Raw genomic sequence first — 14,987 nt, 5'->3', positions numbered from 1 at the left:
AGTGTAATGATGTTGAAGGTAAGCTATGATAGGTATTTCTCAATTACAATTTCCTTCAAAGGAATCTAGCAGGCTAAAGTTTGTTAGTTATTTTGCAACTTTTGTTTCTTTAAGCATTATCACTAATCCCGTTAGTGTTCTTTTTTCTCTTGGTACTATATTCTTCAGGTCTGAAATTAAAACTCTTTATATCTACAAAGAAATAAAAACGGCAAAACAGCAAAAAATGAGCAAAAGGGAATATTGGGAAATATTTTTTAAGAACAATGCAATCAAGGTAGCAGCCTTCCTCTTGTTTTCTGCTTTCATAACATATCTCACTTTCACCTCCACTTTCTTACTAATTTCGTTGCTGGGAACTATACCACTTACAATGCTATTAATTTTATTGCAGAGTGAACTAAGGCCAAAAGATTTTAACCCATTTACGCTGCTTAAAGCTTCTATAAATTTTTTTTTGGAAGGTATAAAAGAGAATTTGCGTGGTATGGTTAATAGTTTTGATGTTAAGCTCGAACATTTGCTTCCTCATAAATTAAATGATGATATCAATAATAACGTTCACAAATTAAGACATAAGTATGGTGAAAAAGTATCAGAAGACGTTATTAATGATAGAGAATTTAAGCAATTTGTTGAATATATAAATGATTTATATGAACTTAATTATCGTCAATTTAGTGATGAAGATAAAGGAAGAGTAATTGCATTTTTAAATGACTTTTGCAAAGATGATCAAAAGCATAGCTCTAGCTTCACAGGCGGACAAATTTTACTTCTAACTCTTAGAGCCTGCAATGATGGAAACAGAGAAGCTGTAAAAAATAAAAAAGACACGTTAATTACAAATTTGCTTGATAGCCAAACTTTCTCTAGAAAAGAGCGAATCCCTAACACCTGTTTTACCGGTATTGTCTAAAGGATGGTAAGTACGCTAGAGAGTATTCATCCTGATCCAGAAATTAGATTTACTCCCCCAAGGGAAATGGTGCTCTCAGAAGCACAAAATAAAGCACGTGAGTTTATGTTAGACAGGTTAAAAAACAAGAAAAACAGTAAAGAAATTTTTAATGCTTGGTATAAACTTCAAAATAACCCTGACGATAGTAATAGTCAGAAGATAGTTGATGACTTTGTTGAAGAAGTTAGCATCCCTTTCATGAGAAAGTTATTAAGTTTTAGTGCAGGTTATACTGAACAAATCGTACTGACATTAATAAAAAATATTGGTTCTGTAAAATTGAATAAATTACAGTGTCTTGACGTAAATAAGAATTTTGACGTAAGTCGTTATATAAAAGATAAATTGAAAGAGCATGGCCTGGATGATCAAGAAAATTTATTTGAAAGCATTGAAGAGAAAGTTTTTTTAGAATTATTAAATAAAGATGTACTCTGTAGAAACTTTTTGGTAGGTAGAATTTTGTACTATAAAGCTGCAGAAGTAGCTAACATAATCATAAAAAAAGAAGTAGCAGAGTTTAAATTAAAGGCTGAGAAAACTATTGAAGGTCAAGTGGTTAGAATGTTAAATAAGTTAAAGATGCTGCTACAAAGTAAAAGATGCTATAGAGTATATGTAGAACTCAGTAAAAATAACGAAAATGATAAGGAGAAAATAAAGAAAATTTTGCAAGAAAGGTTAGAAGTAACAAAAGCAGCAATGGATGAAATGTTAAAAAAAGGAGCTTCACATAAGCTAGAGTTAGAAATTGAAAGTGTATATGAAGGAAATAAAGATCACGTTACTCAACTTTATGAAAAAATAAGAGAAACAAAAAAGGAATTCATTGAAGATGGTCTTTTAACACCTCAAGAAGTAGAGAATATAACAAAAGCAAAAATCATAGACTTAAACAAAGAGGACAAAATCATACCGTCAAGCAATTTGTCTCGTAGTTTAAGTGTCAATAATTTGGCAGTACATTATCTATAAAATTTATACTCTTTACCTTGCAGAAGATTCACAATATTTCTGTGGTGTTTTAAAAAAATCAGTGCTCCTATAATTAGTAATGTTAAGAATAGATCCACTTTGAAAAAGAATGAAGTTATCACGGCTATTGTAATAGCACTTAATGAAGCAAGGGAAGAATATCTAAAGATAAAAAATACCACTATCCAGGCAAATATAAATATCAAGGCAATTGGCATATTAAGTGCTATCAACACTCCCAGAGTTGTTGAAACTCCTTTGCCTCCTTTAAATTTTAGCCAAATAGGAAACATGTGCCCTAAAACTGCTAAAATTGCAGATACATATATATAAAAATCGTTATTATCACAAAATTGTTGTGCTATATAAACGGCGATGAATCCTTTTAAGGAATCCAGAAGTAATGCCAGAGCAGCAAGACATTTATTTCCTGTTCTTGCAACGTTTGTAGCGCCAATGTTTCCTGAACCTACTTCTCTTAAGTTTATCCCTTTTATTCTTGTAATGATTAAGCTAAACGGTATTGAACCGAGTACGTAGGATAATATGAGAACTATAGCTAACACAGGTAAGATTTACTATCGAAAGACCTCGTTACCCCACTGCTTGTTAGCGGCTGAGATACCGCGGCGGTATGACGTAGGGAAATCTTACTTATTATAGCTATACCTCTCCACATATATCAAAGATTTAATTAATTTTATTATTCCTCAGCCTTTTTAGGTAGCACTGAACTTCATCGTTAATCTGATTACTAAACAGTATAAGCGCTGTCATGTTGATGAGAGCTAAACAAGAGAACAAAGTTCCACCGATATTGGCAATAGCCATTATATCTTTAGAAAGACCAGAAAAAAACGCTACAATTATTACTGCTATGCGGTATATCACTATACTTTTTGCACCGAATAAATATAGCCACCCCATTTCACAACAATATACAAACGAAATTACTGAAGAAAATGCAAACAAAGGTGCAGCTATTGTTAGAAGTATAGGAAACCAAGGAGAAACTGTCTCAAATGCTTTTTGAGTGATTAATATCCCTTCACCAACACTAGTCTGGTATGCACCTGTTATTACTATTGTTATTCCTGTTAAACAGCAAATTAACATTGTGTCAAAGCATGGTTCTATCATAGCGACTAGTCCAGTTCTTACTGGTTCTTCATCTTTAGTTGTTGCATGAGTAATTGCAGCAGAGCCAACACCAGCTTCGCTGGCAAAAATTGCTCTTTGAATTCCAGCAACAAATGCTCCTACCATCCCTCCGCCAACAGCATTAAAATCTATCATGCTGGAAAATAATATCTTAAATGTGTGACCAAGATTGTGGATATTAAATCCAATAATAACAAGACAGCTACATATATATATGAGTGACATAATAGGCACTAGTGCAGAAGATACTCTAGCTATCCTTTTAATTCCGCCAATAATCACTAGAGCAAGCAGCGCAGAGATTATGGAAGAAAGAAACCAAGAGTGACCATCTACCCAACTTGAATAGCCAGATAATATTGAAACCATTTGGTTGGTTTGAAACGCTACACTTCCACCAAGACCTGATAATACAAAGAATACTGCATATATTGCAGCTAAAACAATACCAAGTTTTTTAAATCCAAATTCCTCCAAACCATTCCTTATATACTGAAAGGGACCACTAAAAAATTGCTCCTGATCTTCTGTTCTATGTCTAAATGCTAAAGTCACTTCGGCAAATTTTGCTGACATACCAAAAAAACCTGTAATCATCATCCAAGGTACCGCTCCTGGCCCTCCCATTGAAACTGCAATTGCGACTCCAGCAACAGTTCCAAGGCCTACTGTGCTTGAAAGTGCAGTCATAAATGCCTGAAAATGCGTAATATGACCATTATGGTGATTCGTGTCATATTTTCCACATAAAATAGCAAACGCATGCTTAAACATTCTTATGTTGAGAAATCCAAAACGTAATGTTAGAAACACATAACCAAAAGCTAGTAGAAAGATTATAAATGGCACGTAAAGGATTTTGAAAAACAGCACTTCATTCATGAAGTTATTTATTCCATTTAACACAGCATCATAACTTTCATAAAAACCTGAAGCAGCGTACACATCATTAAACAATAGGCAAAATAACACCATACAAAGTAATCTATAAATCATGTTAATACCCTTTAGAATTGTAATAAGAATCTATTGTATTCAAAACTTCCCTTCTTAGTAGATATATTGCAACAGCATTTGGAATCATAATGCACATGAACAAACTGTCGCCTAGGTAAGATATAAATTCTATATTTTTTGACATACAACTAATATACACTGAAACCACTATAAGAATTTGAAACGGTATCAGTATTTTTTTATTACCAAATAAATACAGCAGAGCAACTTCACAGTAGTAACAATAAGCTATTATTGTAGAAAATGCAAAGGAAAACATCATTAGCGGAAAAACTAACTTGCTGAACAAGGGCAAAACTGTTGAAAATACCGAACTAATTAGTGTAATATCACCCACGTTATCAGTGCTATGCATACCAGTAATAATTATCACGATACCAGTCAAAAATGAGATTAATATTGTGTCTATAAGTGGTGCAATCATTGCAACGCATCCAACTTTAATTGGATCTTCTTCTTTTACAGCTGAATGTGCTATAGCTGCTGTTCCGGTACCTGCTTCGTTAGCAAACACTGATCTTCTCACTCCTGCTATTAATCCGCTCAATACTCCGCCTCCTATAGCTGATTTATTGAAGATGTCTTGGAATATTATGGATAGAGCATTCAGCAAATTACTTCTGTTTACATAAATTAAATATATACACATACCCATATATAGCACTATCATAATTGGTGCTAAGCTCGTTGAAACGAAAGCAATGTGCTTTATTCCTCCCAATATTACAATAAAGACAAGCAGGGATATAATAATAGATGCGTTGTATTCGAAGAGGTTATTTGACAATGCTGCTATCTGATTCGCTTGAAATGGTATACCGCCCAAAATCATTGCAATAAGTAGCATAATCGCATAAGTAAAGGCAAGAAATCTACCAGTTTTTGCAAATCCAATTTTTGCAAGCCCGTACTTCATGTAATAAAAAGCCCCGCCAGTTGCATTTTCAGAGCGATAGGTGAATGCAAGTACCACCTCGGCAAACTTTATCGACATACCAAGTATTCCGGTAATTACCATCCAAAAAACTGCACTTGGACCCCCTATTGTGATAGCTATTGCAACTCCTGATATTGTTCCAAGACCAACTGTTCCTGAAATTACTGTTGCAAACGCTTGAATATGAGTGATTATGCCATTGTTATTGTTATTACACTTTAGATTGAATAGCGTCTGTATTCCATGCTTGAACAATCTAAAGTTAGTGAATTTGAATTGGATGGTACAAAAAACCCCAGTTGCAATTACCCAAATAATTATAAATGGAATGTTGAATATCTTTATGTACAGAAATGAATTTAACAGTTCACTTATTTTTACAATCATGCTGCTCACTACTTTTTATTACAACTTATAGCTAACGAGCTTTATACGAGTAATATATATAAAGCCCAGTGCTTACTGGAATAGTAAGTACATACACTACACCTAAAATTGGTAGCGTCATCCAGGGCTTACTGATGAAAAATATAATAAGTACTCCAAAAAATGACACAAATATATAGGATAGGCTTTTGGGAACATAAATATATTTTGCAGAGAAAGTTGGAATGTGACTTATCGAAAAAAATGAAATGGCCAGAAAGTAACAAGCTACGTTTCTTGTGTTAAAAAATCGCTCTATGAAAAGTAAGTATTCACTCTCATGAGATTGAAAGGTAATAATTATTGGTAACAAAGAAAGTAAAGCACACACTGGAGCTGGAACACCAGAAAAGAAAAATTTTTCCCAGTGTGATTGTTCTGAGTGTAGCGAAACATTAAATCTTGCAAGTCTTATTGATATGCAGATTACGTATATCATTACTAAAATCCAACCTATGACTTTGATTTCGTTTAGCTTCCAAAAATACAAAAGAAATGCAGGCGCTGCACCAAAATTTAGAAAATCTGCAAAAGAATCAAGCTGGGCTCCAAAATCGCTAGTTGATTTTAGAATTCTAGCTATTCTGCCATCCATTCCATCTATTATTGCTGCAATGATGATAAAAATTACTGAGAATTCCCATTGTTCATTAAATGTAAATTTAAGTGAAGTGAGACCAGAACATAAACCCAATAAAGTTATAAAGTTTGGGAATAATTTAGTAATAGGTAAGAATCTACTGTTACTTCCATCGTTATTCATATAACGTCAAAAGTAAGCTTCTCTTGAACGTTTTCATTATTTAAGTTTGCTATAATTGTTTCACCACCAATAACAGTTTGCCCTTCTGAAACTCTGACTTCTATATCAGCAGGAACATAAATATTCACTCTACTACCAAATCTTATAATTCCAAACCTTTCACCTGCTTTCACATTCTGGGATACTCCTAAATTACAAACGATACGACGTGCAATTAATCCAGCTATTTGCTCCACAATAATTTCTTTTCCCTTTTCGTATTCAATCACAATAACCTGCTTTTCATTTTCGTTATTAGACCTATTGCTCATTGCGGATACAAACTTGCCTTTTTTATAATTCATTTCCTTTATCGTACCAGATATTGGTATACGGTTCACATGGACGTTCAAAACACTTAAAAATATGCTAACAAGCATGAACTTCTTCTCTTCTCCATTTTCTGCCGATAAAGGATAATTAACTTCTTCAATTTTTGAAATCACACCATCAGCAGGACTTAATATAAGATCCTTATTGTTTGGCACAGCTCTTGTTGGATCGCGAAAGAAATAAGTACACAATAATGTCGGAAACAAGCACGTAACACCAAACCCCCAAGATATAGAGAATGCTATACACGTTACTATCAAGGCAACGACTATAAATAAATAACCTTCCCTGTTTATATTAGGTAAACTAAAACACATAATCTTATTCACAATAACCTATTGTTAACAATTTATCATTTATAATTTCTCATGAAAAGCTTTTTTTAACTGCTTCAGCAAAGTCCTCTTGATACAAGGTAACATTACAGATTAGCACACATAGAGTTACCGTCATACTGTAACAACCCATCCAACACAAACTAAGTTTAGATCAGAACACTGATTCTTCTAAAAGTTGCTCACTATCCTCGTCTATTATAATAGAATTATCATGATTTCTGAGTAAATCTCTGATTTTCATTTCTATTTCATTTGCGACTTCTTTGTTTGTTTTTAGGTAAGTTTTTACATTCTCTCTTCCTTGTCCAAGACGTGTGTTGTTATATGAATAGTAAGCACCTGCTTTTTCAAGCACACCAAGCTTTGCTCCCATATCTATTATTTCTCCGAGTTTTGATATACCTTCATTGTACATTATATCAAATTTCGCTTCTCTAAATGGGGGAGCAACTTTATTTTTTACAACTTTAACTCTTGTTTCATTGCCTGTAATATTTTCTTTGTCTTTTATTACACCAACTTTTCTTATGTCAAGCCTTACAGAAGTATAGAATTTTAATGCATTTCCACCCGTGGTAGTTTCAGGATTTCCATACGCTACTCCTATTTTCATACGAATTTGATTAATAAATATCAATATACAGTTCGCTTTTGAAACGGCAGAGGTTAGCTTTCGTAGCCCGTGACTTAGAAGCCTTGCTTGTAGCCCCATATGTTGATCACCCATATCACCTTCAATTTCAGCTCTTGGAGTTAACGCTGCAACAGAGTCAATAACTATCACATCAACCGCACCAGAACACACTAAGTACTCAACAATGTGTAATGCTTGTTCCCCAGTGTCTGGTTGCGAAATTACTAAATCATCAGTGCTTACCCCAAGTTTACGAGCATATAAGACATCCAATGCATGTTCTGCATCGATAAATGCGCATGATCCTCCTTTTTTTTGTGCTTCAGCAATCACGTGCAAGGCAAGAGTGGTTTTACCAGAACTCTCGGGACCAAATATTTCAATTATACGTCCTTTTGGCAGACCTCCAACACCTAGAGCCGAATCAAGCACAATTGATCCTGTGGATATTGTGTCTATTTTCTCTACAGGGTTTTGCTTCAACTTCATTATTGCACCTTTACCAAATGCTTTTTCAATCTGGCTTATTGCTTTATCTAATGCTTTTTGCTTATCATTATTTCTTTCTTCTGAGTTGTTTGCCATGGATCATTTATTAACTTGTATAACTTCCATGATAATCGAACGTGAACAACCTAACAAGGGTTTTTTAATAACGAAGAACGTTATCGTAGAAAAATTAGCTACCTAAATTATATTAAGATAGAAAGTTAGATAGACTCTGCAGTGCGATACAAAATAACGATAGAATACAATGGTAGTAGTTTCTCTGGCTGGCAGAAGCAGCAACATTCTGCTAATTCAATCCAGGAAGCCATAGAAAATGCTATATTTAATTTTAGTGGTGAGAAAGTTACTTTGTACTGCGGTGGCAGGACTGATGCAGGGGTTCATGCTTTAGGACAAATTGCTCATTTTGATATGGAAAAGGAATTTGAGCTTTATAGAATAAGAAACGCAATAAATTATCATTTAAAATCAATTCCCATAGTTGTACTGAATGCAGAAGTTGTAGATGATGCGTTTCACGCACGGTTTTCAGCAAAAAAAAGATATTACGAATACAGAATAGTTAATCGCTATGCTCCTGCCGCTCTGGAGACAGGTTATGTATGGCAAGTGTTTAACCCACTTGATGTAAATATTATGCGTGAAGCTGCTAAACATCTACTTGGAAAACATGACTTTTCAAGTTTTCGTTCAAAAGATTGTCAAGCCGCAAATCCGATGAGAACAATTGATGATATCGATATAATACAAAATGGGAATCATATACACATCAAAATATCTGCTATTTCCTTTTTACATAACCAAGTGAGGATCATTGTGGGTACTTTAGTTGAATTTGGAAAAAATAGAACTAATCCACAAGAAATGCTAAATATATTACACCAATGCAAAAGAAATGCAGCTGGAGTTACTGCACCACCTTTTGGCTTATATTTGGTAAAGATAGATTACTAATTTAATAAAAAGTAACGTTCTTAGTGAAATAAGTAACAACACGTCATACCGCCACGGTATCTCCAGATCCTGCTAACAAGAAGCGGGATGACAAGTTTAAGTTCTCATTGGCATCACTACATATAATACACTTGAAACGTCTTCATCAGTGATAATTGTAGCACTATTACCATCGGCTAAGCTAAACTTACATTTATTTTTTATGCAGGATAGAACATCAAGTAAATAACGCGAGTTAAACCCTATTTCTATAGGGGCTTCATTGTAGTCCACTTCTATGGATTCAGTTGCATCATTGCACTCTTGAGAGTTTGAATGCAGAGTCAGCAGCTTTTCTTGTAGTGAGAATTTAATGGATTTTACTTTATCAGATACAACAACGGAAACTCGATCTATAACATCTGAAAGTTTTTTACTTTCAATAATCATATGCTTGTCTTGAGATGCTGGAATAACTGCTTTATAATTTGGAAAAGTCCCATCTATTAATTTTGATATTAGAATATATTCACCGCATGTAAACTTGATTTTTCTGTCTGAGAGTTTTACATTAATTTCATTACAATCGTCCAATATTTTTAACAGCTCCATAACAGTTTTACATGGAATGATCACACCAAATTCGCCATTGATGTTCCCAGGCTTTGGTCTCTTTATACATGATAAACGGTGACCATCAGTTGCAACGCAGTACAGAAACTGTTCGTCTGTATGTAGATATATTCCATTTAAATTATACCTTGTATCATCTAGTGATACAGCAAATTTTGTTTTAGTTAATAAGTCTATCAGGTCCGTATTTAGTAGAATAAAATCATGTTTATAATTGTCTTCTTCAAGAGCAGGAAAGCTGCTTGAAACTACATTCTGTAAAGAAAAGTTTGCATTTCCGCAAGACATCAATAATTTTCCTTGGTTGTTTACTTCAAAATTGACATCCAAATCAGCGGGTAACTTCTTCACTATGTCATGTAAAGTATGCGCTGAAATTTTTACTTCTCCTTCTGTTAATACGGTTGCAGCAAGTGAGGCAAACATTGAAATGTCAAGATCAGTTGCCATTAATTTTATGTTGCCGTGTTGTGCTTTGATATTTATACATGCCAAAACATCTATTGCATTACGTCTTTCAACCACTCCACTTACTCTTGATAATGTATTTAAAAGACTTGTGCGGCTCACGCTAAAACGCATCTGCTCGCACACAGAATTTTGCTTTTTTATTTCTGTATCTACACCTGCAACCTCTGACATTGCTAACTCTCAAAAATATATTTTAAATGATATCCACATCCCATATAAAGTAAAGTGCTATTTATATTTCCATTGAAAGAGTAGTCTAGTTTATACTATAGCTGGGTATTCTGTTACAATGATTTACTTTGTATGGCATAAATCATGCATTTTTTGATACGCTTTTTGAAAACCAAGTAGGGAATAAGTATCATCAATGGTTACTGTTTTTGCTTTTCCATTCACTACCATTGATAATCCCTGCTTCATTTTTAGAATGAGATCTTGATCTATTTTTGTATGCTCTGCCCACGCAAAACTTCCCTGTATTATAGGCAGTGTATATTTAATTTTTTTGTCGATATTGAGAGCTACAGGCTCCTTATCATACTGAAAACCAGAGGTAACGCTTACCTCATCTGCTTTTTTATCAACATAACTGACCATTACATACGGCTTGCGATTGGTTTTATAATGCTCGCTTTTTGTCTTAGGGTAAGATACAATGTAACACACTTTCTCTCTATCTTCTGATGCAGTATATACAAGCCAATCTTTGTATTTTTCCTTCAATTGCACATCACTAACCGATGCAAAAGCGCCTATTGAAAAAAATATTAGAAATATAAAAAAACTACGCATGCAAACCAAATTTCAAACTTTCAGATTGTATATATCGTTTTACCTTGGCCATCACCTGCTCAGCTAACTGTCTTATTCTTTCTCTTGAAACACAATATTTTTTACTAAGTTCATCCAGAGTTTGAGTGTTTTCACACAAGTATCTACTAATAAAAATGTCTCTTGCCCTTTCGTTAAGGCTTGCTAGTGCATTGTTTAAAATTGTTTCTTTTAATTCTTTTTCTTCATGATTTTGATAGGTTACTTCTTGACTGACCGAGTTACATGGGATCATATCTTGTAACTCCCTTTTAGAGTCATCACCTATTTTTATGCAATCGTTTAGCGACTGATCCTTACAAGCCAAACGGTAATTCATCTGCAGAACGTCTCCTTCGGATACAGAAAGCTCATTAGATATTGCTTTTATTTCTTCATTGCTTAAAGTTTCCCTGTTTGTATACTGTAAAATTCTTTTTTTTATTTTACGTAAACTAAAAAATAGTCTTCTTTGTGCTTGCGTTGTGCCTATTTTCACGAACGACCAAGATTTCAATATAAAGTCTTTTATTGAAGCTTCAATCCACCACACTGCATAAGTTGAAAAACGAAACCCTAAATCAGGATTAAACTTTTTCACTGCATGCATTAAACCCAGATTCCCTTCCATGACCAGGTCCATCAACAATAGTCCATAATTTTTGAATTTCATTGCAATTTTTACTACCAAATTCAAATGGCTGGTAATCAATTTATGAGCAGAAGAAATATCCTTATATTGGTTCCAATTTTTTGCTAATCGTACCTCTTCCTCTTGAGACAGCATAGGAAATTTTTGCACTCTAGCAATATATTGGATGAGATTGGTTCTGCTATCAACACATAAGCTTGCCATTGGGGTCAACATAATAACTTAAATTAAAACTTCATATATATAATATATTGATTTGCCAGCAAAAATTCAAGCTTTGATTTGAAAAAAGTACAAACCTTCTATCTAATTGGGATCTTAAAGACGATAAGCCCCAGCATCAGCTACCTGGGTAACACTATATATGACATCCTGCCAGCGTGTAATGATGAACATTATAGTTTAAATACGTAGTAAGTGTTGTTATTCCAGTGCCTTGACACTGGAATCCACATTTCTTTTTTCTAGATCCCAGTGGGCTTTGTTGCATAGCAACGTAAGTTTTTTCCAGAGTAAATAATTTTATGCGACTATTTCAAATTTAGGCATACCAATTGCAAGACCTGCTGCAAAAGGTGATTGAAAAAATAATGTGAGAGAAGTAGAAGAAGAATAAGCAGATTGAGTAAGGTAAAAAAATGAGCTTTAGTTACTATAACATGAAGAAGCACCCAAGAAACTTTCGTAATATAACAGGTTTAACTATAGAGGAGTTCGAAAAGGTAGTGGAAAAAGTTAGGTCTGGGTGGGAAAGACTTGAAAAACAGAAAAAGTGCCATGGTAGAAGATCACAACTACCAACTCTAAAAGATAAGTTATTTTGCGTAATTTTGTACTATCGCACTTACATAACACATAGATTTTTAGGGTGCCTGTTCAATGTGCACAACGCAAATGTATGTAGGTTACTGAAGAAAATAGAGCCATTACTTGCCAAAAAAGTTACTATAACAAAAGATAGAAGTATGACACCAGAAAAAATACTGAAGATTCTGGCTGATATTACAGAACAGCAAATACAGAGACCAGAAGATAGTAAAAAACGGAAGAAATCATATTCAGGAAAAAAAAGAACCAACACTATGAAAACTGAGATTGTTATCGAAGAAGGTGGAAGAATTTTATCAGTGTCAAAGTCATATCGTGGTAGAATTAATGATTTTTGCATAAGGAAACAAGAAAAATATTTACCAATCGATAGCATAAAATATGCCGATTCTGGATATCAAGGTTGGCAAAAATTGCAAAGCAATGTTATAATTCCATATAAAAAGTATCGTAAAAAGCCATTAACTCCAGAGCAGAAAGAGCATAATAGAAGATTAGCATCATTTAGAATGAGAGTAGAAAATAAGATCCGTGAGATAAAGATATTTAAGATTATGTCTCATGTTTACCGCAATTTTCAGAAAAAATACAACCTGAGGTTCAATATTATTGCTGGTATTGTGAATCTTAAGCACGCCTTTTAGTTAACCTTGATTTTAGTCACCCTCCTTTCCTTCTTTTTATTGCTTGATTCTCAGCAGGTCTTTTGATTACTGGTAGCAATTTGTCGGTAATACTTGATATCTCTGCCGCTGATATTTTATGGTCGTAAATCTCTTCTACATGCGACGCTATATCTCTGTAGCTCATACCACTGGCAAACGTGCTCAAAATCTTCGTTTCAAGCTCTGGATGTAAGTTTGTCTGCCTTTTTTTGACTATTTGTGGTTCAAAACTTCCTTCTCTGTCCCTTGGCGTCAATAGCTCAAATGAACCTGCACTTGTCCGTAAAGTCTTTCCATTCCTCCCATTTCTTCGATTATTCTCTTCACTTTCAGCTAGTAATACCAATTTTCATTGTTGGCCAGTCAAAGAGGAGACATTGCAGAGTTGTTTAATTGTGGAGCTGGCAAGAGAAGTAATAAATTTGCACAAAGCACCCTCAAGCAGAGCAATTGTATCGTATATTTTATTGCGCAAAATGTTCTGTTTTATATATAACCAAAGCCTCTCAACAGGATTTAGCTCAGGTGAGTATGGAGGTAAGTATATAATATCGATATTTTTAGGTACCTTTAAATTTTTTGCCCTATGCCAACTAGCACAGTCCATAACGAGAAAAGCCTCTCGTGTTTCTAGATATTGCGACATCTGCTCAAGAAATATGTTCATGCAATCAGTGTTGACATTTGGTGCAAATAAGCTAGAACTCTCTCCATTTCTAGGATTAACTGCACTATAGAAATAGAAATTTTGCCTACCTAATTTTGTTTTAACCTGTGTTCTAATCCCCTTTTTAAACCACCCATGTCCAACCTTTGAATGTGTGCCAAACCTTGATTCATCAAAGAAAAATAGCCCTTTTTCTGGATACTTGCTAATAGCTCCATTGAGATTTTTTTTGAATTCCTCTTGTTTGCTTTTATCTTGTCCATTATGAACTGGCCTTGGTGTAATATATGAGAATTTCATCTTTTGCATATGGCGGTGTACTGTAGATTTGCTGATATTTAATCTGAACTTTTCCTGGATTCTTATTCTCATTTCTTTAATGGTAATGTTAGGATTTTCTTCTATCCACTCTTCAATTTGCTGTAGTTGAGCCTGATTTAATTTAGTTTTTCTACGGCGTTGTGGAGGAGCAAACAGTTTTTCTTCTCTGCCAAATTTCAAGAGTTTTACCCACGAAGTTAGTACGCTTCTTGAAATGCAATATATTTTTGCTACAGCCATTATACTGTACTTTTTTGCTGCAATTACAGCATTTAGTTTTTTTGAGACATATGCATTATTTCTTACTTTCTTCAGCATTTCTTTTGCTGATTCTACTACTTTTTCATCCAATAATTTTGATCTTAATGCCATTTATACCTCAACTATTTTACTTACTTCATTATGGCTTTTCTTCCATCATTGTCCATCTGTTCGCCTTGTAATGGGAATTGGTAGTAGTACGCACATTTGATTTTCTGGCCTGAATGATCCTTGAAGTAATCCATAACTGTGTAGTTGTTAGAGCCATTGGCAATCCTGGACGCCTGACTTCCTTCCGGGTACATTTTTTACATGTCTCGCATTTACAAGCTTTACTTCGAATCCATATGATTCAAGTACTTGAAATAAAGGAACCCAGTATACCCCAGTAGATTCCATAGCTACAGTTGTAACTTTACACCTCTTTAGCCACTTTGCTATATTATGAAGATCCTCTGTAAAGCAGCTAAATTTTTGTATATGTTGTTTATCACTTCCTTCAGGGACACATACATAATGTAAAGCTGAACCAACATCTATTCCTGCTGCGTTAGGATTCATTATCATGAATTTACTTTTTGCTTTTTTCATGGTAACTGCTTTATATAATCAGTAATTAAGGGAAACGCTTCAGCTTGGGGCGGTTGGTAAT

The 14,987-nt window shown here is 34.1% G+C and carries 14 protein-coding genes and 2 pseudogenes; 4 read left to right on the top strand and 12 right to left on the bottom strand.

The genetic code is table 11. The features are described from left to right. Positions 1 to 25 precede the first annotated feature (25 nt). Both AAGD69_RS06520 and AAGD69_RS06515 read left to right on the top strand, forming a co-directional pair. Positions 26 to 919: a hypothetical protein gene (locus tag AAGD69_RS06520; protein ID WP_341812076.1), complete on the top strand. Its 894-nt coding sequence runs from the start codon at positions 26 to 28 to the stop codon at positions 917 to 919. A gap of 3 nt (positions 920 to 922) precedes the next feature. Next, the gene (locus AAGD69_RS06515; RefSeq protein WP_341812075.1) at positions 923 to 1,936 is read left to right on the top strand and encodes a hypothetical protein; all 1,014 of its coding nucleotides are present in this window, start codon (positions 923 to 925) and stop codon (positions 1,934 to 1,936) included. On the opposite strand, the gene plsY is transcribed toward AAGD69_RS06515, so the two are convergent. The 6 genes from plsY to recA all read right to left on the bottom strand — a co-directional run bounded on the left by plsY (position 1,927) and on the right by recA (position 8,169). Beyond that, a complete protein-coding gene (gene plsY, locus AAGD69_RS06510; protein ID WP_341812074.1) occupies positions 1,927 to 2,502 on the bottom strand; it encodes a glycerol-3-phosphate 1-O-acyltransferase PlsY in 576 nt (191 codons plus the stop codon). The genes AAGD69_RS06515 and plsY overlap by 10 nt on opposite strands. A gap of 124 nt (positions 2,503 to 2,626) precedes the next feature. Next, positions 2,627 to 4,093 (bottom strand): amino acid carrier protein, encoded by a 1,467-nt coding sequence (locus tag AAGD69_RS06505; RefSeq protein WP_341812073.1) that lies wholly within the window; start codon positions 4,091 to 4,093, stop codon positions 2,627 to 2,629. A gap of 1 nt (position 4,094) precedes the next feature. Continuing rightward, complete coding sequence (locus AAGD69_RS06500) at positions 4,095 to 5,438, bottom strand: amino acid carrier protein (RefSeq protein ID WP_341812072.1); 1,344 nt, start codon at positions 5,436 to 5,438, stop codon at positions 4,095 to 4,097. A gap of 31 nt (positions 5,439 to 5,469) precedes the next feature. Beyond that, complete coding sequence (locus AAGD69_RS06495; protein WP_341812071.1) at positions 5,470 to 6,240, bottom strand: CDP-alcohol phosphatidyltransferase family protein; 771 nt, start codon at positions 6,238 to 6,240, stop codon at positions 5,470 to 5,472. Next, positions 6,237 to 6,929 carry a phosphatidylserine decarboxylase gene (locus AAGD69_RS06490; RefSeq protein ID WP_341812070.1) on the bottom strand — a complete coding sequence of 231 codons (693 nt, stop codon included), beginning with the start codon at positions 6,927 to 6,929 and terminating at the stop codon, positions 6,237 to 6,239. The genes AAGD69_RS06495 and AAGD69_RS06490 overlap by 4 nt, the downstream gene beginning before the upstream one ends. A 172-nt stretch (positions 6,930 to 7,101) precedes the next feature. Next, a complete protein-coding gene (gene recA / locus AAGD69_RS06485; protein ID WP_341812069.1) occupies positions 7,102 to 8,169 on the bottom strand; it encodes a recombinase RecA in 1,068 nt (355 codons plus the stop codon). A 141-nt stretch (positions 8,170 to 8,310) separates the two neighbouring features. On the opposite strand from recA, the gene truA reads away from it, so the two are divergent. Next, positions 8,311 to 9,048, top strand: coding sequence for a tRNA pseudouridine(38-40) synthase TruA (truA, locus tag AAGD69_RS06480; protein WP_341812068.1), 738 nt, complete (start codon positions 8,311 to 8,313; stop codon positions 9,046 to 9,048). 96 nt (positions 9,049 to 9,144) lie between these two features. Here truA and dnaN read toward each other — a convergent pair whose 3' ends face one another. The 3 genes from dnaN to AAGD69_RS06465 all read right to left on the bottom strand — a co-directional run bounded on the left by dnaN (position 9,145) and on the right by AAGD69_RS06465 (position 11,809). Then, positions 9,145 to 10,302: a DNA polymerase III subunit beta gene (gene dnaN, locus AAGD69_RS06475; protein ID WP_341812067.1), complete on the bottom strand. Its 1,158-nt coding sequence runs from the start codon at positions 10,300 to 10,302 to the stop codon at positions 9,145 to 9,147. Positions 10,303 to 10,425: 123 nt separating this feature from the next. After that, positions 10,426 to 10,923, bottom strand: a complete 498-nt coding sequence (locus AAGD69_RS06470) for an invasion associated locus B family protein (protein WP_341812066.1) — start codon at positions 10,921 to 10,923, stop codon at positions 10,426 to 10,428. Beyond that, positions 10,916 to 11,809 (bottom strand): RNA polymerase factor sigma-32, encoded by an 894-nt coding sequence (locus tag AAGD69_RS06465; RefSeq protein WP_341812065.1) that lies wholly within the window; start codon positions 11,807 to 11,809, stop codon positions 10,916 to 10,918. Before AAGD69_RS06465 ends, AAGD69_RS06470 begins: the two co-directional genes overlap by 8 nt. 443 nt (positions 11,810 to 12,252) lie before the next feature. Here AAGD69_RS06465 and AAGD69_RS06460 point away from each other — a divergent pair, with 443 nt between their 5' ends. After that, the gene (locus tag AAGD69_RS06460) at positions 12,253 to 13,065 is read left to right on the top strand and encodes a transposase family protein (RefSeq protein ID WP_410529822.1); all 813 of its coding nucleotides are present in this window, start codon (positions 12,253 to 12,255) and stop codon (positions 13,063 to 13,065) included. 64 nt (positions 13,066 to 13,129) lie between these two features. Here AAGD69_RS06460 and AAGD69_RS06455 read toward each other — a convergent pair. The 3 genes and pseudogenes from AAGD69_RS06455 to AAGD69_RS06445 all read right to left on the bottom strand — a co-directional run. Next, a pseudogene (locus AAGD69_RS06455) lies at positions 13,130 to 13,426 on the bottom strand (transposase); the annotation flags it as partial. 9 nt (positions 13,427 to 13,435) lie between these two features. Then, positions 13,436 to 14,446: an IS630 family transposase gene (locus AAGD69_RS06450; RefSeq protein ID WP_410529846.1), complete on the bottom strand. Its 1,011-nt coding sequence runs from the start codon at positions 14,444 to 14,446 to the stop codon at positions 13,436 to 13,438. An 84-nt stretch (positions 14,447 to 14,530) separates the two neighbouring features. After that, a pseudogene (locus AAGD69_RS06445) lies at positions 14,531 to 14,926 on the bottom strand (IS110 family transposase); the annotation flags it as partial. Between the last annotated feature and the right edge of the window lie 61 nt (positions 14,927 to 14,987).

This window comes from Wolbachia endosymbiont (group A) of Conops quadrifasciatus (assembly GCF_964027015.1).
GTDB lineage: Bacteria > Pseudomonadota > Alphaproteobacteria > Rickettsiales > Anaplasmataceae > Wolbachia.
Note: the sequence above shows the minus strand (reverse complement) of the source record. Positions and strands in the feature narration are given on the sequence as shown.

Coding starts and splice junctions, on each gene's coding strand:
- AAGD69_RS06520 (WP_341812076.1), top strand. CDS start 26: ATGATAGGTATTTCTCAATTACAATTTCCTTCAAAGGAATCTAGCAGG.
- AAGD69_RS06490 (WP_341812070.1), bottom strand. CDS start 6,929: ATGTGTTTTAGTTTACCTAATATAAACAGGGAAGGTTATTTATTTATA.
- AAGD69_RS06470 (WP_341812066.1), bottom strand. CDS start 10,923: ATGCGTAGTTTTTTTATATTTCTAATATTTTTTTCAATAGGCGCTTTT.
- AAGD69_RS06495 (WP_341812071.1), bottom strand. CDS start 6,240: ATGAATAACGATGGAAGTAACAGTAGATTCTTACCTATTACTAAATTA.
- AAGD69_RS06460 (WP_410529822.1), top strand. CDS start 12,253: ATGAAGAAGCACCCAAGAAACTTTCGTAATATAACAGGTTTAACTATA.
- AAGD69_RS06515 (WP_341812075.1), top strand. CDS start 923: ATGGTAAGTACGCTAGAGAGTATTCATCCTGATCCAGAAATTAGATTT.
- AAGD69_RS06500 (WP_341812072.1), bottom strand. CDS start 5,438: ATGATTGTAAAAATAAGTGAACTGTTAAATTCATTTCTGTACATAAAG.
- AAGD69_RS06450 (WP_410529846.1), bottom strand. CDS start 14,446: ATGGCATTAAGATCAAAATTATTGGATGAAAAAGTAGTAGAATCAGCA.
- recA (WP_341812069.1), bottom strand. CDS start 8,169: ATGGCAAACAACTCAGAAGAAAGAAATAATGATAAGCAAAAAGCATTA.
- dnaN (WP_341812067.1), bottom strand. CDS start 10,302: ATGTCAGAGGTTGCAGGTGTAGATACAGAAATAAAAAAGCAAAATTCT.
- AAGD69_RS06505 (WP_341812073.1), bottom strand. CDS start 4,093: ATGATTTATAGATTACTTTGTATGGTGTTATTTTGCCTATTGTTTAAT.
- AAGD69_RS06465 (WP_341812065.1), bottom strand. CDS start 11,809: ATGTTGACCCCAATGGCAAGCTTATGTGTTGATAGCAGAACCAATCTC.